The following is a 26,239-nucleotide window of genomic DNA, read 5'->3' on the forward strand; positions in this document are numbered from 1 at the left end:
GGCTTCGCGATCCTGATCGGCCGCTGGAAGACACTGCGACACACCACGGTCAGCCCACGCCGGATCGGCGATATCGTCGCCGCCGCGCTGCACCTGACCCACTACGAATACAAATACCTATCCGGATCTTGTTGAGATCAGGTCAGTAGGCGTAACTCGAAGAATCGACGGTCCAGCAAGGGCGACTCCGGATCCGACGGCTCCGGATCCGGCACGTCCTCAGGCAACGCCGGGGATTGGGGCGGATCCGACGGAAACGGAGGCGGCGGCGGCGGCGACTGAGTTCAGCCTCTGTGGGTGCGGACCGCCACGCCGGCCGAGCGTCGAGCGCGAGCGGGCACGGTCGCACCGCGTAGGCGGCGCATTGATTCAGAAGTATCAAATAGGCAGTAGATCCAACGATCATGGACTACTGGGTTCGTCCGGTATGCGGGATCGGCGCTTGGAGGGTGTGTGGCGGTAGTGGAGGTTGAGGGGTCATCTCAGGAGGAAAGGGGCGCGAATGGTGGACCTTGTAGCGGCGTGGTGTGGCTGGAACGTTTTAGCTCATCAAGATCTGCGGGAAGGCCGCCGCCGAGGCTGCGACGGCACTGAATGGCGAAAGTCGACATACAGCATGAATGAGGAGCCAGAACAAATCCGCCGCCGTCCAGGGGTCCATGCCGATGGCGACAGCGACGGCTGGTGGTTTATGGGTCCGCTTCATCGGAGGTCCGCTGGACGGGCAACGCCGGCTGTTTGAGCTGCTGGTTCACACCGACGGCCGCCCTCCCTAACGACTCGCCCGGGTTGATTTGCGCAACAGCGTCCGGCACGTCTACATCATTTGGGAGTTCACCTTCGATCACAGCGAGCCGTTAACGTCGGCTGCACAGACCCGGTGACACCTTGCCCTCCGGCAACGGTGACCCGTCCTTGACGTCGCCTGGTTGCCTCGGCCGAGCCGGTCAGCGCAGCCTCCGGCGGAGGGCCTTCCAGAGCCGGGTCTTCTTCACCCATCGCAACCGTGACCGCTTCCGCTTCGCCGGCGGCTTGGGCGGCGCGGTGACCCGGGCGTATGTGGCGGAGGTCGGCGGCCGGACCGTGCCCGGCTCCAGCTGCTGCGAGGCCACCGCCAGCCAGGTGAACTGCCGCAACGCATGCTGGTCGCCCCGACGCTTGCGGACCACTGTCCTGAGCGCCTTCTCCACCGCGTCCCGGCGGACCAGTTGGGTGATCGGTCCGTGTGCGGTGTCGAGCAGGTCCGCGATCACCTGGACACCGTCGCCCTCCCAGACGCGCGTAGCAGTGGATTTGCCGGTGGTCACCCGGACGAAGGGCACCTCCGACCATTCCGGGACGAGCCGCTTGATCAATTCGGTGTGCAGCAGCCAGGCGCGTTTCTGTTCCACGGTCAGCGCGAAGGTGGTGGCGATGAAGCCGGGGGAGAGCAGCGGTGTGATCCTGCCGATCGAGTAGGCCGACGTGGTCCAGCGGCGGACCCGCTCGACCAGGAAGAGGTAGTCGAGCAGGTGCAGGTCGCTGAGGCCGATCTCCTTCGCGTGGTTGATGATCCCGTTGATCCGCTCGCGTTGGGACGCGGCCGCCGGCTCGGCGGCCACATCGCCCGGCACGCCTGACATCAGGCGCGTCAGGGCCAGCTGCTCCGGCGCCTCGCCGTCGACCTGGGGATACCAGTAGCCGGTGGCCAGCTCGCCCGCGGCGCCGCTGAAGCTGGGCGCCGGAAAACTGTCCGAGAGCAGGGCCGGGACGGCCGGGCGGGCCGTGTAGGTCGAGGGGAACTGGAAGTCGTACCGCCGCTGCAGCTGGGTGGTGCGCTGGTGCAGCCCGACCGCGAGCACGCTGGCCGGCGCACTCGATCTGACCAGTTTGTGGTCCGGCTCCAAGTGGTATTTGTCGCGCAGAATCCGGGTCAGCTCTCGGGCGACCTCGCCCTCGGCCACGGTGTCCTCGTTCGTGATGAACTGGGGCAGCCGTTTGGCGGCGATCAGGGAGGCCGCGATCAGCCGCGAGTCCTTGCCGCCGGACAGGCCCAGGCTCATCTGGTCGGCGTACAGGTCACCGACGCTGCTCGCGGAGGCGGTGATCGCCTGCGCGGCCAGGTCCACCGACTCGTCCACCGGCCGGCCCTGCGCCGCGAGGCCGGACGCCACCACGTCGTCGATGCCGTACTTCACCTGGGTGGTCAGCGCCCATCCGCCGCTGGGTCGCCGTCGCCCGGTGATCCGCTCGCCCGGCTGCAGCAATCGGACCCCGCGGATCGGGGACATGTCACCGCCGAATTGCGCGCAGATCGCGTACGACGCCCAGGCCTCGAGATCGGGCTCCACGGCGCCGTGCAGGAAGGTGGCCAGCAGGCTCGGCCGGCTGCAGAGCGCGGTGATCCCGCCGGACGTACCGGTGAACAGCCGGCACATGCCGAGCCAGTCCTGCTGGACCGCGAACCGTTCGTCGCGGTCAAGGGCGAGCAGCGCGAACGGCGGAACCACGTCACGGTGGACGTCTCCGCCGCTGAGCAGCCGGCGGGCCAGCGCGACCGGTCCGCCGGTCACCTCAGCACCGACGGGCAGGCCGAGCGACACTGCGGTGACCGCGTTCTCCGTGGCGACCGTGGACCATCGGTACGCGCTCTGCGCGCTGGGGTGCAGGACGGTGACACCCCAATCCTCACCACCGAACTCGTGACGCAGATACGTCTCCGGCACCACCCCGGAGAGGGCCGATTCGAAGCGGGCGCGCCCGGCGCGTCTCTCCTCATCGGACACTGTGCGATCACTGAACCACGCCAAGACGACGTACATTTCTCCTCGTATCCCGCGAGTGAAGAGCCGGCAAGCGCTCCTAGCCAACCACGGACTCTACGAAGAGTGTGACCGTCAGGCCGCCGGCCGCCGGAACGCCACGATCTTGCTGGACGGTTTCGCCCCTGTCGCCAGCAGCACCCGGTCCGATGCCAGCATCAGCGGCCCGATCCAGCGCAGCTTCCGCGGTGACGTCTTGACGCTCTTCGCCACCCAGCGCCACCACCGCACGTACCGGAGGTAAGCGTCCTTGGAGCCCGCCTCGATCGGGTTGTTCGCCGTGGCGACCGCACCGCGCAGTTCGACCATCGTGAGGCCGGCCTTCAGCAGCGGCTCGCGGTAGGCGTCCAGGACCCGGGCCCGCGACGTCTGCACCGCCGTGGCCGGCCGGGCGTAGGACGCGTCCAGCAGGATCGGTTCGACCAGCAGCAGGTGACCGCCCGGCGCGACCAGGGCCGCGATCCGGGCCAGCGCGCGTTCGAACTTCTCATCGTCGGTCAGGTGCAGCAGCACGTTCATCACGGAGACGAACGGGTAGGTCTCATCCGGCAGAGCGTCTTCCTCCGCGCCGACGTCCACCGCGGTGAACCGGTCGCCGCGCGGGCCGAAGTCGGCTTCCAGGCGCTCGACCGCCGACGGTACGAGGTCGCAGCCGTCCACCCGTTCGACGCCGAGGTCGTGCCACACCCGGACCCAGTAGCCGATGCCGGCGCCGATGTCGAAGGCCGTCCGGGCGCCCGCCAGCAGGCGGTGGCGGCGGATGAACCAGCGGACACGCCGTTCCAGGGCCCGGTAGAGGGTCGCGTTCAGATCGGCGGGCAGTCCGGATTGTCCGACGGCGCTCAGGTCGGCGCGAGCATGCAGGCGCGACCAGTGCTCGGCCGGGTCGTAGATCATGTCGCGGAGCGTATCGCCTGGTCAACGGCTTCCACGCCACATCCGCACAATGCTTTGATCTTGGTGTCGCCATCTCCGATGTGGAGTGTAAGGACCGCTCCGGCCGCTCCAGCACCACCTGACGGTTCTCCCGGGAAATGCCCTACACCCCGGAGGTAGAAACGGTGGCGGCGGTTTCGACGTCTCTGGTGGGAGAATTCCGGCGACGAGTGGAGGTCCCGATGCGGTACCTGATTCTGATCCAGTCCAACGAGCAGTCGCTGGCCGTCTGGGAGTCGCTGAGCGACGAGCAGCGCATGGCGTTCGGGCGGGGCCATCTGCAGCTCGGCGACGAGATGATCAAGGCTGGCGTGCACGTCGCGTCCGAGGGCCTGGCCGATCCGTCGCTGGCCCGGTTCGTCTCCGTCCGCGACGGCCGGACGATCTCCTCGGACGGGCCGTTCGCCGAGGCCAAGGAGCATCTGGCGGGCTTCTACCTGATCGACTGCGAGACCTTCGACGAGGCGGTCGAGTGGGCGGCGAAGGTGCCGGACGCCGCCTTCACCGAGGTGGAGGTGCGCCCGGTGCTCGACATGAGCGGCTGGGAATTCTGAGAGCGCCGGCCGCCTGGGAGGACCTGCTGCGCGAGTGTGCGCCGCAGGTCCTCGGCGCGGTCGTGCGCCGCTTCGGCGACTTCGACACCTGCGAGGACGCCGTGCAGGAGGCGCTGCTCGCGGCCGCTCAGCAGTGGCCCGCCGAGGGCGTGCCGGCCAACCCGCGGGCCTGGCTGATCACCGTCGCCGCGCGGCGGCGGATCGAGCTGCTGCGCAGCGAGACGGCTCGGCGCCGGCGCGAGGAGGCGATCCGGTACGAGCCGGAGAGCGCGCCCGTGCCCGACGTCGACGATTCGCTCACCCTGCTGCTGCTCTGCGCCCACCCCGCGCTCAGCACCGCCTCGCAGGTGGCGCTGACCCTGCGCGCCGTCGGCGGGCTCACCACCGCCGAGATCGCCCGGGCCCTGCTGATGCCGGAGGCCACAGTGGGACAGCGGATCAGCCGGGCCAAGCAGCGAATCCGGGACGCCGGGGCCACGTTCCACCCGCCGCCGCCGGACGAGCGCGAAGCGCGGCTGATCGCCGTACGGCAGGTCCTGTATTTGATCTTCAACGAGGGTTACACCGCGAGTTCCGGGACGCGGCTGCACCGGGCCGAGCTCAGCGCCGAGGCCATCCGGCTGACCCGGTTGCTGCGCTCGCAGCTGCCCGAGGACGGTGAGGTGGCCGGCCTGCTCGCGTTGATGCTGCTCACCGACGCGCGGCGGCCGGCGCGCACCCGGGCCGACGGCTCGCTGGTGCCACTGGCGGCGCAGGACCGCGCGCGGTGGGACGCGGCGGCGATCGCCGAGGGCATCACGCTGATCACCGAAACCCTGGCCCGCGCGCCGATCGGGCCGTATCAACTGCAGGCCGCGATCGCGGCGGTGCACGACGAGGCGGCGCGCGCCGAGCAGACCGACTGGCCCCAGATCCTTCAGCTGTACGGGATGCTGCACGCGCTCAGCCCCGGCCCGATGGTGCAGCTCAACCGGATCGTCGCGCTCGCCGAGGTGCACGGGCCGGTGCTGGCGCTGACCCAGCTCGACCTGGCCGAGGACGACCCGGCCCTGCGCGGGCACCACCGGGTCGCGGCGGTTCGCGCCCATCTGCTGGAGAAGTGCGGTGACCTGCCGGCCGCGCGCGCCGCCTACCTGGAGGCCGCCCGGATCACCCTGAGCGCACCCGAGCAGCGCTACCTGGCGGCGCGGGCCGCGGCGCTGCACACCGACTGACGGATTCTGCACCTTGATCACAACCCACGGCTACCGAGCGGGTCTCGTGTGGGTCGCGCCGGCTCCCGATATTTGGGAGGTATTTGCTGGCGGACGGAGGGGCTCGTCGTGGGATCTGCGGTGCGCAAGTCGACAGGCGTACGGCGCCTGGGCATCAAGGTCATGACCGGTGTGCTGGCGGCCGGGCTGGTCGCGGGCCTGGGTGTGCCGGATGCCGCCCGCGCGCAGTTCTCCGGCGCGGTCCGGGTCACCACGGGTACGCCCGCCGGCCCCACGCCCCCGACGGCCCGGGCGGCCGGCTTCCAGGCGCTGCGGGTCCTGCCGCTGGGTGACTCGATCACCAAGGGCACCGGCTCGCCGAGCCGTGGCTCGTACCGGATGGCGCTGGCCCAGCGGCTGCTCCGGGGTGGCATGGAGATCAACTATGTCGGGTCGGAGCGCAACGGCGACGGCGCCGACACCGAGCACGAGGGCCACGGCGGCTGGAGCATCGACGAGCTCTCCGCGAAGCTCGACGGCTGGCTGGCCCAGGCCCAGCCGGACGTCGTCCTGGTGCACGCCGGCACCAACAACATCACCCGGGGCGACGGCCCGTACGTCACGGCCCGCATGCTGTCCGCGATGATCGACCAGATCCGCGCGGCTCGGCCGGCCGCGTACATCTTCGTCGCGCAGATCGTCAGCTCGCGGGTGCCCCGCGAGGTCGCCCAGGACCGGGTCTACAACCGGCTCATCCCCGGCCTCATGGCGGCCAAGAACGACCCGCTGATCACCGTCGTCGACCAGTCCTCGGTGGCCGGCATCGACCTGCACGACCTGCGCCACCCGAACGACTTCGGCTACGCCAAGATGGCCTGGAACTGGTACCGGGCGATGGCACCGGTGTTCCACACCTTCGGCGCCACGGGCGCCAACCCGTACGCGATGCGGACGACGTACCGCTGCCTGGCCGCCAAGGTCGTCGAGAACGGCGAGGTGCACCACCGGACCGAGTGCCGTACCTGGACGTTGCGGACGGTGCCCGCGGAGATCGACGGTATGCACCGCCGGATCCGCACCTGGCAGACGCTGCGGACGGTCAAGCGGGCGTACCGGATCCGGGTCGGCGGCCGGACGCAGACGCGGACGCGGCTGGTCGGCAAGTGGACCGGGCCGGGCAACCTGCTGAACCTCTAGCCGTTGAAGAGGGCGAGCACCCCGGAGACGTCGAGGACGCGGTGCACCAGGCCGTGGGCGTTGACGATGCGCAGCGGCACGTCCGCCTCGCGGCCGGCGTTCAGGCCCTCGATCAGCGCGCCCATCGCCTCGCTGTCCAGGAACACCGCCTGGTCGAAGTCGATGATCACCTCGGCGGGGCGGTCCCGGACGGCGTCCAGCAGGGCGGCCCGCATCTCGTCCCGGGCGTTGATGTCGAAGTCGCCGACGAGCCGGACGACGGCTGCCTCGCGGACGATCTGGTAAAAGGGCTGGGTCACGGACACCTCTGACGGTCAATGAATGCCGTGATCATAAATCAGCTCGGAACCGGGAACTCCGCCCACACGTGCTTGGTGTCGTCCTCGATGTACCAGCCGAGGTCGAGGGCGAACTGCTTGGCCAGGTACAGGCCGAGCCCACCCGCGCCGGGCGGGCGGTCGTCGGCGTACTCCGGCGCCACGTCCGGGCTGTGATCGGCGACGTCCAGCACGAAGACCCGGTCGTAACGGCCGAGCCGCACGATCGTCGGCGGCAGTCCATGCCGCAGGGCGTTGGTGGCCAGCTCGGTGGCGACCAGGACGACCTTCTCCGGGATCTCGGCCAGCTCCGCGCCGGCCGGCAGCGGCTGCCCGGTGATGGCCTGATGCAGCGAGGCCCGCAGGCTCCGCAGTTGCACCGGGCTGTCCAGGACCCACTTGTGCAGCTCTGTCATGGCGGGCGGCGACTGGGCGCTGAGGAAGGCCATGAGATCCCTGATGCCCAACCGGCCCTCCGATCATGTGTGATTTCACCCGTCGGCGGCGGAGGCCCTGGTCACTTTGACCTTTCTTGCACTGTGCGGGGGGGCCTGGCGCGACGGCCGCGCTTTCCGTACAGCTAACCGGGAACAAAGTTCACGGGAGGATCGAACGTGCCGAAATTCAAGAGCTCGGAGGAGCAGGCGGCCTGGCAGATGGCGGAAGCCCTGAGCGAGAAGGGGTTCTCCTGCATGCGTCAAGCGGAGGAGGCCGCCGAGAATTTCCGGGCCGGCAAGATGCAGATGCGGCGCAACTTCAAGGCCCGCGGCCTGTCCGAGGTTGATGCCGACATCCGCTGGTCGGGCATGACCGCGGCGCGGAAGGCCCTGGCCGACAACGGCTGGTACATGTCCCAGGCGAGCATGTACAACGAGGCCGCCGCCGCCCAGTACGCCAAGGCCCTCTATCTGAAGACCTCCGAGGATTTCTGAGCGGATCGGATCGGCGGCCGGGCCCGCGGTCAGGCAGCCCGGTGCCGCAGGGTCGCCACGGTCGAGCCGGCCAACGCGAGCAGGCAGTCCGGGAGCTGGCCGTCGGCGATCGCCGCGCCGAACAGGGCCTCGCCGGTGGAGAAGTCGCCGTTCACGTACGCGCTCACGAAGCGGGCCACCCACCGCTTGTCGTACCGCGCGTCGTCGATCCCCGGGAAGTCGAGGGTCCAGGCGCCGCCCTTGGGCACGTTGCGTCCCACCATCGTCGCAGCGAGACACCAAGCCACGTCGTACGCACCCACCACGCCCGACCGGTCGACCACCGCGTCGAAGGTGCCCACCACAGCGTCGCTGTCGCCGCTGAGCGCGCAGTGCAGCACCTGCGTCGCGTCATCCAGGGCGTGCTGTGGTATTTCCGTCACGTGGGAAAAGGTACGCGGATCCGTCAAGATTTGCCGCTCAAGCGCCCCGGAGCAGGCAGGTGAGGCGGGCCGTGCAGACCCGGTCGCCGTCCTCGTCGGTGATGACAACCTCGTAGGTCACCGCGGTCCGGCCGCGGTGCACCGGCGTCGCGACCCCGGTGATGGTGCCGGAGCGTACGCCCTTGTGGTGCGTGGCGTTGATGTCGACGCCCACCGCGAACGGCCGGTCCACGGTCACCCCGTGCAGCACCGCGCCCACCGAGCCGAGCGTCTCGGCGAGCACGCACGACGCCCCGCCGTGCAGCAGCCCGTACGGCTGGGTGTTGCCCTCGACCGGCATCGTGGCGACCACCCGTTCGGGCGTCGCCTCGATGATCTGGATGCCCATCCGCTCGCCCAGGGCACCACCGCCCCCGCTGCCGAAGAGCTGCTGCATGCCGTCCGCCGCTGTAGTCACGTCGGGCAACGTTACCGGCGCGTTCACCTCCGGCCAGCGACATCGGTCACACCGCTGGCGGTGGATACCTACCTTCGAGAGCGGTCCGGGTCGCGAGGGGGCGACCCGGGCCCTACGTTGGTCAGATCCGCTGCGACGCATCACCTGAGGAGACACCATGAGCGAGCCCAAGGAGATCGTCGAGACCCGCGGCGACGACCGCGTGGACCTGCTGGCGACCGACACGAACGGCGACGGCAAGCCGGACGTCTGGGTCGCCGACACCGACGGCGACGGCAAGGCCGACCTGTTCCAGTTCGACACCGACGGCGACGGCAAGGTCGACATCACCATGGCCGACCTCAACCAGGACGGCACCCCGGACACGATCGTGGACGGCGACGGCGGGCTGCCGCCGACCGTCTGAGCCGGGCAGGGGTCGCCGTCAGCCGCCACCGAGCGTGCTGATGGCGGCCCAGAGCACGGCGATGGCGAGGACCGTGGTGAAGACCGTCGAGGCGGTGCGCCGCCACGGCCCCTTGCCCTCGGGCGCGATCGCCTCCGGGTGACCGAGGGCGGCGAGGATGCGGCGCTGCCGGCGCACCTCGTGGTGCCGGCGGGTCAGGTCGGGGGTGCCCCGGCTCAGCTCGACCGCCAGCCGGGCCTGCGCGCGCTGTAATCGCCGCACCGCCGCCCGGGCCCGCAGGCCCGCCCGGGTCCGCGCGTGCCAGCGGGCCGTGGCCCGCCGCGCCCCGGACCGGAGCACCTCCAGCTCGTCCGGGGTGATCAGCTCGTGATCCTCCAGCTGGGCGAGCTGGGCGGCGTAGTAGTCGGCCTCCCGGTCGTGCGCGGCCCGGACCAGCAGCAGGATCAGCAGCAGCGGCGGCAGTCCCTTGAAGACCAGCACCGCCAGCAGGGCGAGCGCGCCGTTGCCGAGGCCGTCGCGGAAGAGCGGCGAGTTCCACAGCACGTGCGAGGCCCAGGCGCCGAGCACGGCGAGCATCGCCACCCCGAGCCGGCTGCGCCAGGTGCGGTCGGCGCGCACCACGAGATAGCCGATGCCGGCGCCGGCCAGCGCGCCGAACAGGGTGTGACTCCACAGCCCGGAGAGGAAGCCGCGCAGCAGGAACGTGGTGAGCACCGGCTCCACGTGGTCGCCGCGGCCGGCCAGGGCGACGGCGCCCAGCGCGTACACGATGTCCTCGATGATCTGGAAGCCCAGCCCGACCATCGCGCCGTAGACGACGCCGTCGAGCACGCTGTTGATCTGGGCCCGGGCGACCAGCACGATCGCGACCACGCCGAGCGTCTTGGCGATCTCCTCGACCGTCGGCCCGGCCAGCGCCGCGCCCCAGTCGGCCGCCAGGTGCGGCGAGCCCAGCTTCGCCACCAGGTCGTCGAGGGCCGCGCTGCCGGGGATCGACACGGAGGTGGCCACCAGGCCACCCCAGGCGAACGCGAGCGCCAGCAGGGCGGGCGGCTCCCGCTCGAGAAAGTCCAGCTCGCTGACGACAAACCAGAACGGTACGGCGAGCAGCGCGAACAGGGCCGTGGCGGTCACCGTCGCCACCGGGTACGCGCCGGCGAACCGTCCCGCGATCAGCGCCATCCGCACGCCGCCGGCCAGCACCAGCGCGAGCACGATCCAGAACGCGGGCAGTCGGATCAGCCCGGCGCCGGGGTCGGCGCCGGGCTGCACGGGTGCGGTGCGGGCACTGCGCAACCGGGGCTCCGCCGTCATTCCGGCTCGGCCGGGTCGTAGCGCAGCGTGCGGGTGCTGGCGTCGATCGCCGGCAGGGTCCGGCCCAGGTCCAGGTCGGCGCCGCTGACGGTGACCTCGATGGTCCGCCCGCCGGCGACGAAGACCAGGTAGCGCCCGCCGCGGCCGGGCGCGGTGTAACCGCCCTGCACCCCGGCCAGCCCGGAGCCGGTGGCGACGGTCAGCTCGGTGCCGGTGACCTGGTAGCCGGCGGTGCCGGTGATGCGCTCCCGCAGCCGGCCGGCCGCCGCGTCCAGGTCGCCGTCGAACGGACGGACGGTGATGAGGTAGCGGACCGGGCCCAGCCGGAACAGGGCAGTGCCGGAGTCGTCGGTCGGCCGGGTCTCCGTGACGTCGATGCGCGAGCCGGCCGGCGGCACGACCGTGACCCCACCGCCGACGACGTACGGGCGGTCGGTGGCCACCGAGCGGTCGGCGGGCAGCGCCGAGTCCAGCGCGGGCAGGCCGACGGACAGACCGGCGAGGGCCAGGACGAGGCTGAGCGCACCGAGAAGGTTCGTCAGCTGACGCCGAGCGACCCACCCCATCCCAATACGCTAACCGGCGCTTCCCAACAACCCTCGGCTTAAACCGTTATGTCCGTTTACTCGGAACGTTCGCGGATAAATGCCGCCGGCACCGCCGCGGTCAGCCACACGCCGTTCTCGCTGCGGTGGAAGACGTGCCCGGCCTCGGCCAGCGCACCCGCCGCGACCTCCAGCACGACCACGTCCGAGGCGCGGCGCCGGCCGACCACCAGGGCGGTGGCCACGTCGGGCGAGAGGTGGACGTGCTGACGGCTGCGCGGGCGGAGCCCCTCCCGCAGGATCGGGGCGAGGTTGGCGCGGGGCGTGCCGTGGAACAGGGTGGCGGGCGGCCGGGCCGGCGGCAGGTCGAGATCAACGTTGACCCGCCGGGAGTGGCCCTGGTGGGCCCGGATGCGCTCGACGCCGTCGGCCCCGGCCACGATCACGAAGCGGGACTTGTCGTTGTGCGCCACCACAAGATCGAGGTCGGCGCGGGAGATCCGCAGGGCGGCGAGCAGCTCGGCGACCGGCACCCAGCCGTTCGCGTCGAGGGTCAGGCCGGCGGTCTCGGGCCGGTGCCGCAGCACGAGCGACAGCCGCTTGCTCAGCCTGACCTGGTCCCGGCTCAGCATCGTGGTCACGGTCGCAGCTCCATGACCGCAAGGTAATAAGGTCGGTCCTCGGCGTCGACCGATTTGAGCCGCCAGCGGGTGCCCGCGAGCAGCGCCTCGAGCTCCGCGACCGAGCAGTTCAGGTAGTCGAACCACTCCGTGGCCAGCAGCCGGTACCGCAGCCGCAGGCGCAGCTGGCCACCGAGCCGGCCGCGGTCGCGGTTGCGCTGGTGATAGGCGACGTGCACGGGGTCGGTGGTGCCGTACGGGTCGGTGCCCTGGGCGATGATCCGGGCCCCCGGGCGGGCCAGCTCGGCCAGCGCGCCGAGGAAGGCGGGCGCCCGGGCCGGCCCCTCGATCAGGCCCAGGTTGTTGCCGAGCAGCAGGAACGTGTCGTAGCGGGCCGCCGAGCGGGCGTACGCGTCGACGGTGTTGAGCACCGTGTCCCGCAGCCCCCGCTGGCGCGCCACCTCGATCGCACCCGCCGAGGTGTCCAGCCCGGTGACCGCCATGCCGCGTTTCTGCAGCTCGAGCGCCGTCCGCCCGGCCCCGGCGCCGATGTCCAGCACCGCGCCGCGGACCAGGCGCAACGCGCGATGGTCGTGCGGCTGCCACTCGGCCGGCTCGGCCAGGTAGTGGTCCGCGGGCGCGCCGTTGATCAGCCCGTCGTCGCGTTCGATGATCTCGATGACCGGCCGCGGCACCCGGCCGCCGGCCAGCGGTCGCGGCCCGATCCCGGTACGCACGGCGTACGCGTCCCGGATCATCTCGCCGAACACGTCGCCGATCGCAGGTTGATCCATTGCCACTACTCTTGGTCCATGGCGACGCTGGAGCAACTCGGTGCCGAAAAGTACGTCCTTCTGACGACGTTCCGCCGGGACGGCCGCGCGGTGGGGACGCCGCTGTGGGTCGTGCCCGACGGCTCCGGGGTCGCGTTCTGGACGCCGGACGGCACCGGCAAGGTCAAGCGGATCCGCAACAGCGGGCGCGTCACGATGGCGGCGTGCGACATGCGTGGCAACGTCGCCGGCGAGCCGATCGAGGCGCAGGCCCGGATCGGTGACGCCGACGACCGGCGCCGGGTCGTCGGTGCGCTCAACCGCAAGTACGGCCTGCTCGGCCGGATGACCACGTTCGGCAGCCGGCTCCGCCGCGGCGCGGACGGCTGCGTCGTCATCCTGGTGAGCTGAGCCGGAGACGAAGAAGGGGCGACTGCCGTCTTGGCATTCGCCCCTTTATCGATCTCTCGGTCGACTGCGGTTTCAGTCGCCCTGACGCTGCGTGGGGATCTGCCCCTGCAGCAGGGCGCGAACCTCCGACTCACGGTAGCGACGGTGCCCGCCCAAGGTGCGAATTGCACTGAGCTTGCCCGCCTTGGCCCACCGGGTGACGGTTTTCGGGTCGACACGGAACATCGACGCCACCTCGGCCGGCGTGAGTAGCGGCTCAGGATCATGCGTACGCGATGCCATCGGTCACTCCTCCACAGGTACCTAAAGACATCGGCCGGGGTCCCGCCGGCCGGTGCGTCTCTCATGGTCCGGCTAGTCCCCGATGTCCGACATGGGCCGAACGGCCGAACGTCCCTAGATAGACGGTTGAAGCATGCCCGATTTTTACCCGTTTTCTACGCCAGAAAGTGTCTTGTTTGGACCGATTATCACGCTTCGCGGGTCGCCGATTACGAAGAGTGTTCGCCTAGAGAGCGCTTTCCGAGGCGGTGTTCCGTGCCCCTTCGTCCTATATTCCCTGGTCAGAAGCTCATGACCGTCGATCAGTTGCAGCGCTCCAGCAACTGCACGGCGCGCCACCGTGCGACGAGCTTCTCGTACGCCTCGGTCGCCGCCTCGGCGTCGCCCCGGGAAAGTGCCGAAATGCCGGCCGCCACCAGTCCGGGCGAATCGTCCTCGGCCAGCGCTTCCTCGCTCAGCAGCCCGGTCAGGCCGCCGTAGTCCAGCTCGACGATCGACCGCGGGTGGAACTCCTCCAGCCACCGCGTGCCCTCCTCCACCGCCTCGGTGATCGGGGCGTCGCCGAGCGACTTGCGCAGCACCGAGACGGCGCGGTGGGCCCGGCGCCGAGCCTTGGAGATCTCCGTGCGATACCGCAGCGTGCGCCGGCCGCCGGTCAGGCTGATCTCACGCTCGTCCAGGTCGACGAAGGCGAACCAGCGCAGCGGCACGCCCCACGTCGCGATCTGCTCGTGCACCCGGGGCACCCCGCGCTCCAGCACCTTCGCCCCGCTGCGCCAGTCCTCCACGATCGCCTTGGCCTGCCCGGCCAGCACCGGCGGCACAAACGCGTCGGCCAGCACGCTGGGCACGCCGTCCCGGGCGTTCAGCGCGGCCTCGGCGATCCGCAGCCGCAGGTTCCAGGGGCAGACCAGCAGCGAGTCACCCCACTCCAGGACGTACGCCTCGTCGGGCAGGTCGGGCAGCCGGGTCCAGCCCGCGCCCAGCGCCTCCAGGACGGCGGTGCGCTGGCGGACAGGACCCTCGACCGGGCCGAGCGCCCGACCCTCCCGCGCATACCGGCGCCAGAAAACCTGGCGGTCCCGGTCGAAGGCGGTCAGCGGCTCGTAAACCCGCAGGTACGACGCGAACAGTGACGGCACGGCGCGATCCTTTCACGAAATCGGCCGTAACCGCCCCTCCCCGCCCCGCGGTTGTGAACTCACCGACCCCGAAGCGAGCTGATGAACTGGTTCACCGTAGCCGCGTCACACGCCACGAGCCGCCGCGAGCTGCCCCTGCCCTCTTCGATCTCCCACCGCCTGCTGCTGGGCAGCCACTGCTGGACGTTGCGCCCGACATAGCGCTCCTCATACACCAGGTCACCGGCGGCGGCGTCCCACTCCCGGATGACGCCCACCGGTTCGCCGGCCGGATCATCCTCGCGGACCACGACGGAGTAGCGATAGGAGATCTTCTTCTCCCACCGCTCCCGGATGCGCAGCGCCTGCTTCTCGTTGATCGGCTCAGCCCGGTACCCGACCTCACCGCGGTCGATGCGGTCGAGCAGCGTGGTGGGCACCCAGACGACCTCGCGGGTGAGCTCGCGGACACCGCCGGCTCCGACGTCGGCGAAGACCCGGACAACGGTCAGGGGGTCCTTGACGTCGTGCCGGTCGTCAACGATCGCGAAGTAGTGGTGCGGTCCCAGCGAGAGCATCGGTCACGTCCCCACCGGGAAGTCGAGCTTTTCCGCGTCTTCCGGGACCTCGACGGTCTCCCACATGGCCTTGGAGAATCCCTTCGCCTCTCGCTTGGTCAGGCCCCACGCGCTGGCCTCGAGGCCCTCCACCGTCGGAAGCCGGCCGATCTCGTAGAACGGATGCTCCAGCTTGTTGACCCAGAAGCTGTCCGGCGTGTGGAACTGCACCTCGAAGAGATGGCCGGTCACGGGGTCCCGCCAGGTGGTGTTGATGCCCTTGTAGTTGCCCATCGATCCGGGCTTCCATCCGTTTTTCGGCGACTCGACCAGTTCGTACCGCTGCTGCTTCAGCATCCGGACGGCTTCCTGCACGCCGTGGACGTACTGTCCCGGCAGGAGCACCGCGGTGTAGCGGATGTTATCGCCCACGCCCTCAAGAACGCGCGCAGCGTCAGTCCCCGCGTCTTCCAGGTCGCCGGCCAGCTTCCGCTTGAGGGAGTCCGCGGTCTTCAACCGGTACGCCCAGCCCTCCCGGGTCGCACCAGGAACCGACTCGATCAGCTTCTGCATGCGCGGGGACAGCAGCTCCTCGGCTTCCGCGGCGGCCTTGATCGCGTTGTCGGCCAGCAGGTTGGCCCGCTTGTCGAGTTCAAGCGTGACCCCGTTCTCGAGGTACTTCCAGCTGCCGTCGGGCTGGGTGCCGTTGCACGGGACGGCGGCTGCGGCGGCGGCCACCCGGGCCGCCCGGAGCAACCCGCAGGAGGACGGCGAGTCCGGCAGATCGACGTCGCGGTCGATCTTCAGGACCAGGTCCTTGATCTTGGCGATACCGTTCTCGACGGCGACCACGCCGTCCTGGAGGTGGACGACGGCACCGTCGAGGTTGCCGATCGCGCCGTCGAACCGCGCCGTCGTGGGCTCGACCTTGTACAAGGCGTTGTCGATGAGGGCGGCCGCCTCGTCGAACTTGACGACGCCGTTCTCGACCCGCAGACCGACGTTGGTGATCTGCGCTACCCGGCCGGCGGGCTGGCCCGGGACGTCGGCGACCCGGATGGCGAACCGCTCGATCCGGCCGACGCCGCCGGACATCTTGGTGATGCCCAGGCGCAGCAGCCGGTTGAGGCCGCCGAGCACCTTGTTGAGCGTTCCGCCGATCTCGCCGATCCCCGGGATGGCGAACGAGCCGATGTCGAACAGGGTCAGCCCGAACGCCTTGCCCGGGTTGTCCCGCCACTCGGTGATGTGGATCAGCTCGAGCGGGTGGTCCTTGAGCATCGCGGGCATCTGCTGGATGCCGTCGACGACCTTGCCGCAGTTGTTCTGGAAGTAGTCGCCGTGGAAGCCGACGACGACCCAGCTGGCGCAGTCCGTCACGGCCTTGAGGCCCTGGACGAAGCCCTTGGCGCCCTCCCACAGACCGGCACCGACCTGGACGAAGAAGTCCTGCACCCGGTCGCCGTTGGCCTGCGCGGCGTCGCACGCCGCGCTGTCGCCGGTGTAGCACTTGGCCAGCAGGGCGATGTGGTTCTTCGACGCGTCCAGGGCGGTCTTGAGGCTGGGCTGGACCAGCTCCCACAGGTGCTTGCAGGCGTCGACCATGGCGATCTGGCACTGGAGGTAGGAGAGGATGCCGGCCTCGACCTTGTCCTCGAACTCCTGCTGCTCGCGCGCGATCGCGTCCTGCTTGGCCTTGGAGTCGGTGAGCCCCTTCAGGACCTCGCCGAGCTTCTTGGCCTGACTGTGGATGTCGGCGGTGGCCGTCTTGGCCCACGCGTACGCCCGGTCGATGCTGGCCGAGGCCCGTCCGGCGGCGGCCGCGGCCGAGCTGGCGTTCTGCGCGGCGGTGCCGGCGATGCCGGCGTCCCGCCAGGCCGCCGACTCCCACTGGCTCGCGGCCGCCGCCGCCTTGCTGGCGCCGTTGGCATCGTTGGTCGCCGCCACCGCCGCCTGGTAGGCCTTGTTCGCCGCGCCGATCGCGGTGTTCGCCGAACCGGTCGCTCGGGCCGCCGCCTCGTACGCCGGTTTGATGTCGCCGACGGCGTCCGTCGCCTGGCCGGTGGCGTGGATGGCCGCGGCCTCGGCTTCGGCGGCCCGCTTCGCCGCAGCCTCCGCCTGCTGCTGGCTGACGACGATCGCCTCGCCGGCGACCGTCAGTGCGGCCCGGGCATCGGCGTTGAGCGCGGCGAACCGCGCCGCGATGTAGCTCGCCGTGCCGGCCCGGTCGACGGTCAGCTGGGCCAGCGCCCCTGCCGTGCCGGCCGCGTCGCCGGCGATGTCCGCCTGCACGACGGCGTGCCCGGCCTCCCGCACAGCGGCCTCGGCCTCGGCCTGCACCGTCATCGCGGAGACCCGGGCGGACTCGGCCGCCTGCACAGCGTCCACGGCCGCCTGCCCGGCCTTGTCGGAGGCGCGCCGCGCGGTCAGCGCTTCCTTCTGCGCCGCCTTGGCCGCGTCCCGGGCCTTGCGGGCGGCGGCGCTGGCCTTCTCGGCCTCACCCTTGGCCGCGGCGGCCGCGGCCTGTGCCTTGTTCGCCCACGCCTGGGCCGAGTTGTACGCGGCGCGCGCCCGGTCCGCCTGGGCCTGCAGGTCGCGGGTCGCCTCGTCGGCGTCCTTGCCGGCGGCCTCAGCCTCCGCCCGGGCCTTCTGCAGCGCCTGGGTGATCGCGATGTACTCGGCCTCAGCCGCGTAACACCTCGAGGTAGCGGCTTTGAGCTCCTCGCCGGAGCGGTTGACCCGGTCGATCGCCGCCGACTCCCGCCGGACGGCGTCGTTCGCCTCCAGCTGGGCCGAGGCGGCCACCTGGGCCTGCGCGACGGCGTTGTCGGACGCCCGCTGGGCTTCCCCGCGCAGCGCCTTCGCCTTGTCCGCGTGCTGACGGGCGGAGACCGAGGCCTTCTCGGCGATGCCCCGCTGGTCCTTGGCCCGCTTGGCCGCGTCCTCGGCGATCTTCTGTTGCGCCTTGGCGACCAGGGCCAGGTCGGCGGCGGTCTTCTCCTGGTGCTTGGTCTCGGCCAGCCACCGGGCCGCGTTGTCGGCATGGAGGGTGGCGTTCTGGTCGGCGTCCAGCGCGAGGCTGTCGGCGAGAGTGGCCGCGGCGGCCGCACCCGCGGTGCCCGCCGCGTGCGCTGCCGCCTGTGCGGACAACCCCACCGCGACGGTGACCTGCGCCCAGTCCTGCCCGTGGGCCTGGCCCGAGCTGGTCAGCTCGGCCGCGGCTGCCTTCACCCGGGCGATGACGGCGTTCATCTGCAACGCCGTCTGATTCGCCCGGTTGGCCTGCGTGATCGCGTCGGCCTTGCGCGCCTCCAGCAGCGCCGTACGGCCCTTCCCACCGGCCGGGCGCTGGATCCGGTCCTGCTCGAAGACCTGATCCGCTTCGCGGGCCGCGCCGGCTGCCAGCCGCATGGCCAGCAGCGCGTCCTCGAGGTACCGCAGCGCATCGATGTTGGCGCGGATGATCTCCTTGCGGGCCGTGGCCGCGGTCGCCGCGGAGCTCGCGTTGACCTGGAGCGCGTCCACACTCTGGTTGCGCAGCTCGATGGCCTGGCGGATCTTCTCGCGGTTGTCCCAGTCGGTGCGGTTGGCCGCGGCGTAACCGGTGGCGTAGAAGTCGGCGATCACCACCGGATCGCCGGAGGCCAGCGCCACGCTGCCCTCGGCGACCACCGTCGGGCCGCCAATCGTGATCATTTGCTCTACCCGGGCGTAGATCCGCTCGCGTTCGGCCGGGGTGTCGTCGACCGGATGATCCAGCCGGTTGGCCAGCTCGTAGCCGTAGGCCACGAACTCGCCGATGGCGTAGTCGCCGCCCACCAGCGCCCGGCCGGCCGCCGCCCGGACGTTCGTCCCGCCGGTGGTGGACCACGTCTTGACCTGGTTGCGGTCCCGGGTCTTGCGCTGGGTGGCCGCCGTTCGAGCGCGGGCCCAGCCCAGATCCACGAAGTCCGCGATGGCCTGGGTGGTCCCGGCCGCCAGCGCCGCCCGGGCCGCGTCCCGGACCTCGGGCTCGGCGGCGTACGAGGCGATGTCGACGACGCTGTCGCGGTACCACTGCGCCTCGTCGTCGGTCCAGTCGACGGCAGCCGCCGCGGCGGCGGCCGGCCGCAGATCAGCGTGAGCCGGTACAGCTATGCCGGCACCGGCCAACGCGGCGCCGAGGAGGGCCGCAAGGACGGCATGCAGGGCCCGGCGCCGGTGTCGCAAAGCCCTCATCGGATGTCCGCCTTGCCGGCGGCCTCGTCGGCCAGCCGGGCCCATACCTCGGCCTGTTCCTGTGCCCAGCGGACCGCGTCCTGCCAGGCGGTGACATTGTTGCCGGCCCGCGTCAGCACTCCGGCCCAGTCCTGCTCGGTGGTGGCGTCCTCAGCGTGCTGTGCCACCCCGGCCCACATCGCCGCCTGCGCCGCGGCCCGGTCCCGCTCCGCCGCCCAGTTCACGCTGGTGCCGGTGGCCGCCGTGGCGACCGCCCGCCAGGCAGCGACGGTGTCGGCGTGCAGCTTCTCGGCCGCCTCGCCGCTGGCCGCAGCCTCGGCCGCCGCCGCGGCGAGGGCCGCGTTCCGGGCCCGCGTCAGGGCGGTGGTGCCCCTGAGGTCCAGGTCACTGATCGCCAGCCGGTAAGCCTCGTCGTCCAGCCGGGCGCCGGCGGCCCAGTAGTAGTCGAAGAAGTCGGCGATGTCCGCGTCGGTGCCGCCGGCTATCGCCGCGGCGGCCGCCGCGCGGACCTGCCGCCCCGGGTCCGTCTCGGCGAGCGAGGCCACGAAGTCGCGGTCCTCCTGGGCCTGCTTCGCGACCTCCTCGTCGTGCTGATGCTGCCCGGACTCGTCCAGCTCCTGCGCGAGGGCCAGCCCGGTCTCGACGAAGTCGTGCTTCTCGTCGTGCGTCGCGGCCAACGCACGCTCGCACCCGAGGCGCACCGCCGTACCTGCACGGGAGATCCGGAGCCAGTAGTTGATCTCAGCGACGTCGGCGCGTTCGAAGGCGGCTGCCCGGTTCATGGCCGCCGTCAGGCCCGACCGGAGAAAGGCCGGCACGGCGTCCGGCGAGGTGTCTCTGAGGGCCACTGCCGCGGCCGTGCGGACCTCCCATCGGCCGTCCGACATGGCGCGCCACTGCACCCGTTCCCGGTCGGCCTGGGTCGCGGCCGCTGAAGCCGGACCGGCCGTCCCGGCCTGGGTGACTCCCATGGTGATCACGCAGGCCAGCACTACTGCTGACATGCGCCCCCGATGATCAACCTTCAGCATCTGCGGTGCCTCCCGATTGCACGCTGAGATGGCGGCCCGGCGCGCGGCCGGGTCGACGAGCTTGAGGTGTGCTTGAGTGCCGGGCGGGCGGCGCCTGGCGCCGCCCGCCCTGGGCTGTCAGAAGTCGTCGCTGAGCATCTCGGTGGCGGCCGCCGGTGTGGCGCTCATGAATCGGACGGCCTTGGCATTCGTGCCCGTCGCGGTCGTGTCGACCATCGCGTATTTATTCGTCGCCTTGGACTGCAGCACCTCGATAACCGAACTGACCGACCCGCCCGGGACGGACTCGCGCTCCTGCAGGATGAAACGTTGCGCGCTTGCCGCCGTCGCCTGGTCGGCAATCAGCAATCCGGAGGGGGTGACATTGGTCGCTTCTCGCACATAGGCGTTCTTCGCAACGTTCCTCAGCGTCACTTCCATCTTGCTGCTGGTCGGCGCCGCGAGGACGCAATATTGGAACTTGGCGTCGGCGGGGCTGCGCGACGTCGCATCGGACCGGACCAGACCCTTCTTCGCGTTGGCCGCGTCAGCTCGCCACCAGGAAACCGTCGCCGGGGCCGAGAAGTACATCGTCCACTTCGCGCTGGTGCACTGCGGCTGGTAGGTGACAGCGGTGCCGGAGAAGCTCGTGAGTGGTTTGCCGGACGACGTCCAGATCGGCGCCGGCGGGATCGCCCCTTCGGACACCGGCTCCAGGATCCACTGCTCATCGGTCGTGGCCGCGTAGTCCGTGGTGATCAATGGGGTGCCGTTGGCGGTGCCGTTGCCCTTCGCGCTCAGGTAGTCGCCCGAGGTCGTGTACCGCAGGTGCAACCCGGTCGACTTCTGGAACATGGCCGACCACGACGTGTAGTAGTTGCCGCACGTCACCTGTTCCGGGGTGGCCATATTGACCACACCGCTCCAGCCCGAGGCGGTCCAGAGGCAGTACTGGGAGGCCCGGTTACGCAGCTCGAACCGGGTGTCGGACAGCATGGTCACGTCCCAGATCTGCTCGGTGCCGGCGCCGCAGTCGCGCAGCTCCATGTCGGCCCCGGACCCGAGCGCTCCCGCTTTGGGGGTGGTGAGCGCGCCGGCCGGACGGACGCAGCGACCGGACTGCACGCCCTTGATCCGGAAGGAGCCGGTCGGTGTTCTGCTGACGGCCGCCTGGCGCGACGGGTCGATCAGTCGCCACTGCTGTGCGGTCGTGTGTCCGTTGGGGTTCTGCACGATGTTCAGCGCGCCCGCCGTACTGCCCGCCACCGCGGTGATCACCTTGTTGTTGGTGACATTGCGGATTTCCACGTTGCCCTGGCCGCTGTCGAGCAGCTCCCAGATGGTGTTGCTCGCCTTCTCGTTGCACAGGAAAGCGGTGATCGGCGCACCGTCCTGCGAGATCTTCGAGATCTGCGGGAAGAGGCACACGTGCCGGTGCTCGTTCAGCAGCGTGTACCGCCCGGCGGTGGCGTCCGGCTTGAGGGTCCACCGCTGCGAGATGTTGTTCTCGTTGCACGGCTCCACGCGGGCGTTGACCTCGCTGCCGGTGTACTGGTTGAGCCACGAGATCGGCTCGGCGATGCACCCGTTGTAACCGGCCGCCTGGATCATCACGACGCGGTTGGCCGACGGCCGGATGTAGTCGGCCTCGCGGGCGGTGTCGTGACCACTCAGCAGGAAGAGGGTGCGGTCCAGTGCGGGCCCCTCGAGTGCCTTCTTGGCCGCCGTCGCCACGGCGGGCTGGTACCCGTCCGCCTCGGCGGCGTACATGATGTCGCGCACCTTGACCTCGTTTGCCCGCGCCTCGGCCAAGTCCCGTTCGTCGAGGTCGATCTTGTTGGCGAGGTGCACGCCGGAGAAGAAGAACTCGAGCCAGACATCGGGAGACGGGTCCGCGTAGGCGACCGTGGCGGCCGCCGCGACCCGCTTGCCCGGGCTCTCGATCGCCAGCTCGTGAACCAGTTCCCGGTCGTCCAGGTCGTCGAGCTCGAACGGCGTCGCGGACCGGCGCAGCGCGACCGCGACCGCCTTCTCCTTGGCTGAGCGGATCGCCGCGGCCCGCTTGGCGGCCACCTCCTCGGCGTTGCCCTGCGCGATCTCGTTCTGCCGGTCGAGCTCGGCCTTGTCGAACAGCGTGGTCCTGAGGAAGTCGAGACGCTGCTCGTCGGTGACCTCGGCCGGGCTGACCGCCTCGGCCGCGGCCTGGACCTCCGGCCACGTCGCCGCCTTGCGCCAGAGCGCCTGGATGAAGTTCTGCAGGGTCTGGTCCAGCATCGTGGACCGCTCGGCGGTGGTTGCCGGCACCCAGTTGATCTCCTGGGCCGCCCGCAGCCGGATCGTGTCCAGCTCCGCCCGGCGGGCCTTGCGCGCCGCGTCCCGGTCGTTCGCCGCGAAGATGCCGACCTCGATGAACTGGGCGGACGTGGCCGCGGCGTCGGTGGCGTCGCTGAACGCCAGCCGGGCCGCCTCCTTCACCTCGGGGTTGTGCCGCTCGGACGCCTTTTCCCAGAGCACGCTGACGAAGTCCCGGTCGGAGAGGGTGACTTCCTCGCGCGGCACCCAGCCGAGCACTGCCGCGGCCGCGTACTTCGCGTCGATGGTCGTGTCGTTCGCCTGGGTGACGATCGGCGGGGCGGCGACAGCGGCGGAAGGCACTGCGATTCCACCCGTGATGGCCACGGCCGCACAGGAGGCGGCCAGCAGCCAGCGTCTGAGTATGGGCGTCCTGCTCGTCATTTCTTCATCCCCGTATTCGAAACGATCGCATGGTGACGGCCGGAGCGGCCCACGAAAACGACCGTCCGGAGTCAGCAGAGATAGGCGCGCATCAGCTATTCACGCGTGCGCGTCCGGCAAAAGAGAAAGGTCGGCGTCGGCCGAAGGCCGGTCAGCCTGATCCAGCGTCCATCAGCAGCTCCCCGTGTTGGCACCGTCTCGCATTGAATGGGATGACGGTGCAGCTGTTGGCCGGACATTAACAGTTATCCATCGACGGGGCGACCCCGTCCCGGCGCGGGGCGCCCGCCCTATCCGGGCCGGAGCGGGGTGTTCCGGTCTAGGCTCGGTGGTATCCGGCACACCCTGCTGGCCACAGGCCTCACGAGGGCCCCGTCACGACCAGGAGAACCACAGATGAGTGTGTTCGACACCGAAGGCAACGACGCCACCGGACACGAACAGGTCGTCTTCTGTCAGGACCGGCAGACCGGCCTGAAGGCGATCATCGGCATCTACTCGACCGCCCTCGGGCCCGCGCTGGGCGGCACCCGGTTCTACCCGTACGCCAGCGAGGAGGCCGCGCTCACCGACGTGCTGAACCTCTCGCGCGGGATGGCGTACAAGAACGCACTGGCCGGTCTTGACCTCGGCGGCGGCAAGGCCGTCATCTGGGGTGACCCCGCACAGATCAAGAGCGAGGGCCTGCTCCGCGCGTACGGGCGCTTCGTGGAGTCCCTGCACGGCCGCTACTACACCGCCTGTGACGTCGGCACGTACGTGCCGGACATGGACGTCGTCGCCCGGGAGACCCGCTACGTCACCGGCCGCAGCGTTGAGCACGGCGGCGCCGGCGACTCCTCCATCCTGACCGCCTGGGGTGTCTTCCAGGGCATGCGGGCCGCGGCCGAGCACACCTGGGGCAGCCCCACGCTGGCCGGGCGCCGGGTCGGCATCGCCGGGCTCGGCAAGGTCGGCAAGTATCTGGCGGGCCACCTGATCGAGGACGGCGCGGCGGTCGTCGCCACCGACGTCAACGAGATCGCACTCAGCTGGGCCCGCACGACCTACCCGCAGATCGACCTGGTGGCCGACACGCAGGCGCTGATCACCAGCGACATCGACGTGTACGCACCCTGCGCCCTCGGCGGCGCGCTGGACGATGACACCGTGACCGCGCTGCGCGCCCGGGTCGTCACCGGCGGCGCCAACAACCAGCTCGCCCACCCGGGCATCGAGAAGCTCCTCGAGGAGCGCGGCATCCTCTACACGCCCGACTACGTGGTCAACGCCGGCGGCGTGATCCAGGTGGCCGACGAGATCGAGGGCTTCAACTTCGACCGCGCCAAGTTGCGGGCGACCCGGATCTTCGACACCACCGGGCAGATCCTGCGGCTGGCCGCCGACGACGGGGTGCCGCCGGCGGTGGCCGCCGACCGGCTGGCCGAGCGCCGGATGGCGGAGGTCGGCCGGCTCCGGAGCATCTACCTGAGCTGACCCGCCGGGAAAGCCGGAAGCAACCCTCTCCGGTGAGCGGTTTGTCCACCATCGCGCGTCAAGTCCGCGACAAGCGGCGACGCGCGATGGTGGTACACGCAACCCGAGGTGCCGAAGGCGGCATCGTCCATGTACCGTAAGACCCACGAGAGATGCCTGACGTCATCGGGGCCCGCCTTCGGGCTGCCCCGAATTCTGTGCGAGGGGGTCGAGCCATGGGGCGCGGCCGTGCTAAGGCCAAGCAGACGAAGGTGGCCCGGGAGTTGAAGTACCACTCCCCGAACACCGACCTCACCGCCTTGCAGCGCGAACTGGCAGGTGCCGGTGGTAAGTCCGACCATCAGTTCGTCGACGACGATGATCAGTTCGTCGACGACGATGACGAGGACGACGCGGACGACGACCAGGATTCCTGGTCGCCTACGAGGCGCTGACCCGAGCGAGGATTATTCAGGACGGTGGAGGCCAAGGCGCTGACCTGGGCCTGTCTGCAACTCACGGTAGGTCCTGAATAACCCTCGATCGCACAGAGCACGCGGCTTTCCGCGTGCTTCGGTGTGTCGCGGTCGTTCCGAAGTCATTCCGACGGGGATGAAGCCCACGCGGTGAAGGTCGCGTGGGCTTCGGGTCCCGTGCTCAACGGGGGCGGTTGTTCCAGTTGTAGAACGTCGGGATGTTCTCGAAGTGGTTCCAGGCGCACACCGCCGAGCCTTCCTTCGCCGTGCTCTCCGAGCGGCGTGCCCGGGCCTCCTCCGCTTCCTCGATGAGGGCGGCCAGCCCGGACCGGGTCTCCTGCACCCGTGCCGTCACCGGATCCGTCTCCACGCGGTCAGACGGCCGTGGGCTCGTGATCTCGGGCATGGTCCAGCACTCCCTCCAGTAGGCGAATCTTGCTGTTCCGGCAGTGCTCCGTCGCCGTGACGTCGAACCTGCCGTGCTCGAAGTAGCGGTTCGCCGCGTGCGCGCCCCCGCAGAAGCCGAAGTACGGGCACTGGCTGCGGCAACCCTCGACGCCGTCGAGGAACTCGCGGATCCACGGCGTCTCGGTGGCCCGGTCCAGGATCTCCGCCAGCGGGGTCGTCAGGACGTTACCGCTGGAGAAGTCGCCGTACCGGGGATCGGAGAAGCCGGCCAGCTCGGGCGAGAGCAGCACGACCGAGCCGTCCTCGGCGACCGTGGGGATCGGGTCGAGGCGGCGGGGCAGGACGGTGTCGGCGGTGCCGTCCAGGACCGCGGCCGCGTACCGCAGTGACCACTCGACCTCGCGCAGGTGGATGCGGGGGTCGCGGCGCCAGGCACCGACCAGCTCGGCCCAGAAGGCCGTCACGTCCGCGGCCGGATGCCGGTTGTCCCGCAGGTTGACGCCCTCCAGCTCCTCGATGTTGATGCCGAGCACGTCGCAGCCGAGGCCGAGGAAGTACTCGTAGATCTCGGTGGCGAGGCCCGGCTCGGGGCGGGCCACCACGCACAGCGCGGAGAACGGGATGCCGTGCCGGCGTAGCGCTTCGATGCCGCGCACGATCCGGTCGTAGGCGGGCTTGTCGCCCCGGGTGACCCGGTCGCCGTTGCGCGCCTCCGGCCCGTCCACGCTCACGCTGACCCGGATCCCGTGCTCGGCGAAGAACTCGCACCAGGCGTCGTCGATCAGCGTGGCGTTGGTCTGCACGTGATGCTCGACCTCCGCCGCGAACGGCGCGAGCAACGCGGCGAAGTGCTCCCGGCCCGCGGCCAGCGGCTCACCGCCGTGCCATACCACCGAGAACCGCCCGGTGCGCGACCAGGTGTTCACCGAGGCGGCGACGGCCCGGGCGACCTCCACGGGCATCCGCCGGTCGACCTGGCGGAACGGGAGGTAGCAGTAGGAACAGTCGAGGTTGCAGAGGGTGGTGGGCTGCATCACGACGTAGGTGGGAACCGTCGAGATGCCGCGCATCCCGCTCCACAGCTGTGCCACCGGTGAA

At 70.5% G+C, this 26,239-nt stretch carries 26 protein-coding genes; 8 read left to right on the forward strand and 18 right to left on the reverse strand.

The window, feature by feature from the left end; translation table 11 throughout:
• Window positions 1-947 precede the first annotated feature (947 nt).
• Complete coding sequence (locus tag ACIBQZ_RS41010; RefSeq protein ID WP_396094367.1) at window positions 948-2,765, reverse strand: hypothetical protein; 1,818 nt, start codon at window positions 2,763-2,765, stop codon at window positions 948-950.
• A 111-nt stretch (window positions 2,766-2,876) separates the two neighbouring features.
• Window positions 2,877-3,698, reverse strand: a complete 822-nt coding sequence (locus ACIBQZ_RS41015) for a class I SAM-dependent methyltransferase (protein WP_396094368.1) — start codon at window positions 3,696-3,698, stop codon at window positions 2,877-2,879.
• A 221-nt stretch (window positions 3,699-3,919) separates the two neighbouring features.
• Between ACIBQZ_RS41015 and ACIBQZ_RS41020 the strand changes: the two genes are divergently transcribed.
• The 3 genes from ACIBQZ_RS41020 to ACIBQZ_RS41030 all read left to right on the forward strand — a co-directional run bounded on the left by ACIBQZ_RS41020 (window position 3,920) and on the right by ACIBQZ_RS41030 (window position 6,681).
• Window positions 3,920-4,291: a YciI family protein gene (locus ACIBQZ_RS41020; protein WP_396094369.1), complete on the forward strand. Its 372-nt coding sequence runs from the start codon at window positions 3,920-3,922 to the stop codon at window positions 4,289-4,291.
• Between the two features lie 62 nt (window positions 4,292-4,353).
• The gene (locus ACIBQZ_RS41025; RefSeq protein ID WP_396094370.1) at window positions 4,354-5,505 is read left to right on the forward strand and encodes an RNA polymerase sigma factor; all 1,152 of its coding nucleotides are present in this window, start codon (window positions 4,354-4,356) and stop codon (window positions 5,503-5,505) included.
• 120 nt (window positions 5,506-5,625) lie between these two features.
• Window positions 5,626-6,681 (forward strand): SGNH/GDSL hydrolase family protein, encoded by a 1,056-nt coding sequence (locus tag ACIBQZ_RS41030; RefSeq protein WP_396094371.1) that lies wholly within the window; start codon window positions 5,626-5,628, stop codon window positions 6,679-6,681.
• Here ACIBQZ_RS41030 and ACIBQZ_RS41035 read toward each other — a convergent pair.
• Together ACIBQZ_RS41035 and ACIBQZ_RS41040 are read right to left on the reverse strand one after the other, a co-directional pair.
• Entirely contained in the window at window positions 6,678-6,980 is a 303-nt protein-coding gene (locus tag ACIBQZ_RS41035) for an STAS domain-containing protein (protein WP_396094372.1), read from the reverse strand. The genes ACIBQZ_RS41030 and ACIBQZ_RS41035 overlap by 4 nt on opposite strands.
• Window positions 6,981-7,018: 38 nt before the next feature.
• Window positions 7,019-7,447 (reverse strand): ATP-binding protein, encoded by a 429-nt coding sequence (locus ACIBQZ_RS41040; RefSeq protein ID WP_396094373.1) that lies wholly within the window; start codon window positions 7,445-7,447, stop codon window positions 7,019-7,021.
• A gap of 165 nt (window positions 7,448-7,612) precedes the next feature.
• Between ACIBQZ_RS41040 and ACIBQZ_RS41045 the strand changes: the two genes are divergently transcribed.
• The gene (locus ACIBQZ_RS41045; RefSeq protein WP_396094374.1) at window positions 7,613-7,930 is read left to right on the forward strand and encodes a hypothetical protein; all 318 of its coding nucleotides are present in this window, start codon (window positions 7,613-7,615) and stop codon (window positions 7,928-7,930) included.
• Between the two features lie 29 nt (window positions 7,931-7,959).
• On the opposite strand, the gene ACIBQZ_RS41050 is transcribed toward ACIBQZ_RS41045, so the two are convergent.
• Window positions 7,960-8,352: a hypothetical protein gene (locus tag ACIBQZ_RS41050; protein WP_396094375.1), complete on the reverse strand. Its 393-nt coding sequence runs from the start codon at window positions 8,350-8,352 to the stop codon at window positions 7,960-7,962.
• Window positions 8,353-8,389: 37 nt separating this feature from the next.
• Window positions 8,390-8,788 carry a PaaI family thioesterase gene (locus ACIBQZ_RS41055; protein WP_396094406.1) on the reverse strand — a complete coding sequence of 133 codons (399 nt, stop codon included), beginning with the start codon at window positions 8,786-8,788 and terminating at the stop codon, window positions 8,390-8,392.
• A gap of 178 nt (window positions 8,789-8,966) precedes the next feature.
• Here ACIBQZ_RS41055 and ACIBQZ_RS41060 point away from each other — a divergent pair, with 178 nt between their 5' ends.
• Window positions 8,967-9,215 (forward strand): hypothetical protein, encoded by a 249-nt coding sequence (locus ACIBQZ_RS41060; RefSeq protein ID WP_396094376.1) that lies wholly within the window; start codon window positions 8,967-8,969, stop codon window positions 9,213-9,215.
• An 18-nt stretch (window positions 9,216-9,233) separates the two neighbouring features.
• Here ACIBQZ_RS41060 and ACIBQZ_RS41065 read toward each other — a convergent pair whose 3' ends face one another.
• From ACIBQZ_RS41065 to ACIBQZ_RS41080, 4 genes are read right to left on the reverse strand one after another with little or no spacing between them, the layout of a single operon-like run.
• Window positions 9,234-10,529 carry a PrsW family glutamic-type intramembrane protease gene (locus ACIBQZ_RS41065; protein ID WP_396094377.1) on the reverse strand — a complete coding sequence of 432 codons (1,296 nt, stop codon included), beginning with the start codon at window positions 10,527-10,529 and terminating at the stop codon, window positions 9,234-9,236.
• On the reverse strand, window positions 10,526-11,095 hold the full coding sequence (locus tag ACIBQZ_RS41070; protein WP_396094378.1) for a hypothetical protein: 570 nt from the start codon (window positions 11,093-11,095) through the stop codon (window positions 10,526-10,528). The genes ACIBQZ_RS41065 and ACIBQZ_RS41070 overlap by 4 nt, the downstream gene beginning before the upstream one ends.
• A gap of 56 nt (window positions 11,096-11,151) precedes the next feature.
• Entirely contained in the window at window positions 11,152-11,706 is a 555-nt protein-coding gene (locus ACIBQZ_RS41075) for an RNA 2'-phosphotransferase (RefSeq protein WP_396094407.1), read from the reverse strand.
• 5 nt (window positions 11,707-11,711) lie between these two features.
• Window positions 11,712-12,488: a class I SAM-dependent methyltransferase gene (locus ACIBQZ_RS41080; protein WP_396094379.1), complete on the reverse strand. Its 777-nt coding sequence runs from the start codon at window positions 12,486-12,488 to the stop codon at window positions 11,712-11,714.
• 18 nt (window positions 12,489-12,506) lie between these two features.
• Here ACIBQZ_RS41080 and ACIBQZ_RS41085 point away from each other — a divergent pair, with 18 nt between their 5' ends.
• Window positions 12,507-12,878 (forward strand): PPOX class F420-dependent oxidoreductase, encoded by a 372-nt coding sequence (locus ACIBQZ_RS41085; protein WP_396094380.1) that lies wholly within the window; start codon window positions 12,507-12,509, stop codon window positions 12,876-12,878.
• A gap of 72 nt (window positions 12,879-12,950) precedes the next feature.
• On the opposite strand, the gene ACIBQZ_RS41090 is transcribed toward ACIBQZ_RS41085, so the two are convergent.
• The 6 genes from ACIBQZ_RS41090 to ACIBQZ_RS41115 form a co-directional block, all read right to left on the reverse strand.
• Window positions 12,951-13,160: a BldC family transcriptional regulator gene (locus ACIBQZ_RS41090; RefSeq protein WP_014687221.1), complete on the reverse strand. Its 210-nt coding sequence runs from the start codon at window positions 13,158-13,160 to the stop codon at window positions 12,951-12,953.
• Window positions 13,161-13,462: 302 nt separating this feature from the next.
• Window positions 13,463-14,302 (reverse strand): hypothetical protein, encoded by an 840-nt coding sequence (locus ACIBQZ_RS41095; protein WP_396094381.1) that lies wholly within the window; start codon window positions 14,300-14,302, stop codon window positions 13,463-13,465.
• Between the two features lie 59 nt (window positions 14,303-14,361).
• Window positions 14,362-14,859 carry a hypothetical protein gene (locus ACIBQZ_RS41100; RefSeq protein WP_396094382.1) on the reverse strand — a complete coding sequence of 166 codons (498 nt, stop codon included), beginning with the start codon at window positions 14,857-14,859 and terminating at the stop codon, window positions 14,362-14,364.
• Window positions 14,860-14,862: 3 nt separating this feature from the next.
• Entirely contained in the window at window positions 14,863-19,056 is a 4,194-nt protein-coding gene (locus ACIBQZ_RS41105; RefSeq protein ID WP_396094383.1) for a hypothetical protein, read from the reverse strand.
• Window positions 19,053-20,060: a hypothetical protein gene (locus tag ACIBQZ_RS41110; protein ID WP_396094384.1), complete on the reverse strand. Its 1,008-nt coding sequence runs from the start codon at window positions 20,058-20,060 to the stop codon at window positions 19,053-19,055. The genes ACIBQZ_RS41105 and ACIBQZ_RS41110 overlap by 4 nt, the downstream gene beginning before the upstream one ends.
• Before the next feature lie 144 nt (window positions 20,061-20,204).
• Window positions 20,205-22,721 (reverse strand): RICIN domain-containing protein, encoded by a 2,517-nt coding sequence (locus ACIBQZ_RS41115; RefSeq protein ID WP_396094385.1) that lies wholly within the window; start codon window positions 22,719-22,721, stop codon window positions 20,205-20,207.
• A gap of 477 nt (window positions 22,722-23,198) precedes the next feature.
• Between ACIBQZ_RS41115 and ACIBQZ_RS41120 the strand changes: the two genes are divergently transcribed.
• Together ACIBQZ_RS41120 and ACIBQZ_RS41125 are read left to right on the forward strand one after the other, a co-directional pair.
• A complete protein-coding gene (locus tag ACIBQZ_RS41120) occupies window positions 23,199-24,278 on the forward strand; it encodes a Glu/Leu/Phe/Val dehydrogenase (protein WP_396094386.1) in 1,080 nt (359 codons plus the stop codon).
• A gap of 215 nt (window positions 24,279-24,493) precedes the next feature.
• Window positions 24,494-24,712 carry a DUF3073 domain-containing protein gene (locus tag ACIBQZ_RS41125; RefSeq protein ID WP_396094387.1) on the forward strand — a complete coding sequence of 73 codons (219 nt, stop codon included), beginning with the start codon at window positions 24,494-24,496 and terminating at the stop codon, window positions 24,710-24,712.
• A gap of 202 nt (window positions 24,713-24,914) precedes the next feature.
• On the opposite strand, the gene amcA is transcribed toward ACIBQZ_RS41125, so the two are convergent.
• On the reverse strand, window positions 24,915-25,139 hold the full coding sequence (gene amcA, locus ACIBQZ_RS41130; protein WP_396094388.1) for a multiple cyclophane-containing RiPP AmcA: 225 nt from the start codon (window positions 25,137-25,139) through the stop codon (window positions 24,915-24,917).
• Complete coding sequence (gene amcB, locus ACIBQZ_RS41135; RefSeq protein WP_396094408.1) at window positions 25,108-26,211, reverse strand: cyclophane-forming radical SAM peptide maturase AmcB; 1,104 nt, start codon at window positions 26,209-26,211, stop codon at window positions 25,108-25,110. Before amcB ends, amcA begins: the two co-directional genes overlap by 32 nt.
• Between the last annotated feature and the right edge of the window lie 28 nt (window positions 26,212-26,239).

The sequence above is a fragment of the Actinoplanes sp. NPDC049599 genome (assembly GCF_044465625.1).
Lineage (GTDB): Bacteria > Actinomycetota > Actinomycetes > Mycobacteriales > Micromonosporaceae > Actinoplanes.

Excerpts from the sequence above, each read along its gene's own strand:
- ACIBQZ_RS41015 (WP_396094368.1), bottom strand. The coding sequence starts at position 3,698 with ATGATCTACGACCCGGCCGAGCACTGGTCGCGCCTGCATGCTCGCGCC.
- ACIBQZ_RS41020 (WP_396094369.1), top strand. The coding sequence starts at position 3,920 with ATGCGGTACCTGATTCTGATCCAGTCCAACGAGCAGTCGCTGGCCGTC.
- ACIBQZ_RS41040 (WP_396094373.1), bottom strand. The coding sequence starts at position 7,447 with ATGGCCTTCCTCAGCGCCCAGTCGCCGCCCGCCATGACAGAGCTGCAC.
- ACIBQZ_RS41055 (WP_396094406.1), bottom strand. The coding sequence starts at position 8,788 with ATGCAGCAGCTCTTCGGCAGCGGGGGCGGTGGTGCCCTGGGCGAGCGG.
- ACIBQZ_RS41060 (WP_396094376.1), top strand. The coding sequence starts at position 8,967 with ATGAGCGAGCCCAAGGAGATCGTCGAGACCCGCGGCGACGACCGCGTG.
- ACIBQZ_RS41065 (WP_396094377.1), bottom strand. The coding sequence starts at position 10,529 with ATGACGGCGGAGCCCCGGTTGCGCAGTGCCCGCACCGCACCCGTGCAG.
- ACIBQZ_RS41070 (WP_396094378.1), bottom strand. The coding sequence starts at position 11,095 with ATGGGGTGGGTCGCTCGGCGTCAGCTGACGAACCTTCTCGGTGCGCTC.
- ACIBQZ_RS41075 (WP_396094407.1), bottom strand. The coding sequence starts at position 11,706 with ATGCTGAGCCGGGACCAGGTCAGGCTGAGCAAGCGGCTGTCGCTCGTG.
- ACIBQZ_RS41080 (WP_396094379.1), bottom strand. The coding sequence starts at position 12,488 with ATGGATCAACCTGCGATCGGCGACGTGTTCGGCGAGATGATCCGGGAC.
- ACIBQZ_RS41085 (WP_396094380.1), top strand. The coding sequence starts at position 12,507 with ATGGCGACGCTGGAGCAACTCGGTGCCGAAAAGTACGTCCTTCTGACG.
- ACIBQZ_RS41090 (WP_014687221.1), bottom strand. The coding sequence starts at position 13,160 with ATGGCATCGCGTACGCATGATCCTGAGCCGCTACTCACGCCGGCCGAG.
- ACIBQZ_RS41100 (WP_396094382.1), bottom strand. The coding sequence starts at position 14,859 with ATGCTCTCGCTGGGACCGCACCACTACTTCGCGATCGTTGACGACCGG.
- ACIBQZ_RS41105 (WP_396094383.1), bottom strand. The coding sequence starts at position 19,056 with ATGAGGGCTTTGCGACACCGGCGCCGGGCCCTGCATGCCGTCCTTGCG.
- ACIBQZ_RS41110 (WP_396094384.1), bottom strand. The coding sequence starts at position 20,060 with ATGTCAGCAGTAGTGCTGGCCTGCGTGATCACCATGGGAGTCACCCAG.
- ACIBQZ_RS41120 (WP_396094386.1), top strand. The coding sequence starts at position 23,199 with ATGAGTGTGTTCGACACCGAAGGCAACGACGCCACCGGACACGAACAG.
- ACIBQZ_RS41125 (WP_396094387.1), top strand. The coding sequence starts at position 24,494 with ATGGGGCGCGGCCGTGCTAAGGCCAAGCAGACGAAGGTGGCCCGGGAG.
- amcA (WP_396094388.1), bottom strand. The coding sequence starts at position 25,139 with ATGCCCGAGATCACGAGCCCACGGCCGTCTGACCGCGTGGAGACGGAT.
- amcB (WP_396094408.1), bottom strand. The coding sequence starts at position 26,211 with ATGCGCGGCATCTCGACGGTTCCCACCTACGTCGTGATGCAGCCCACC.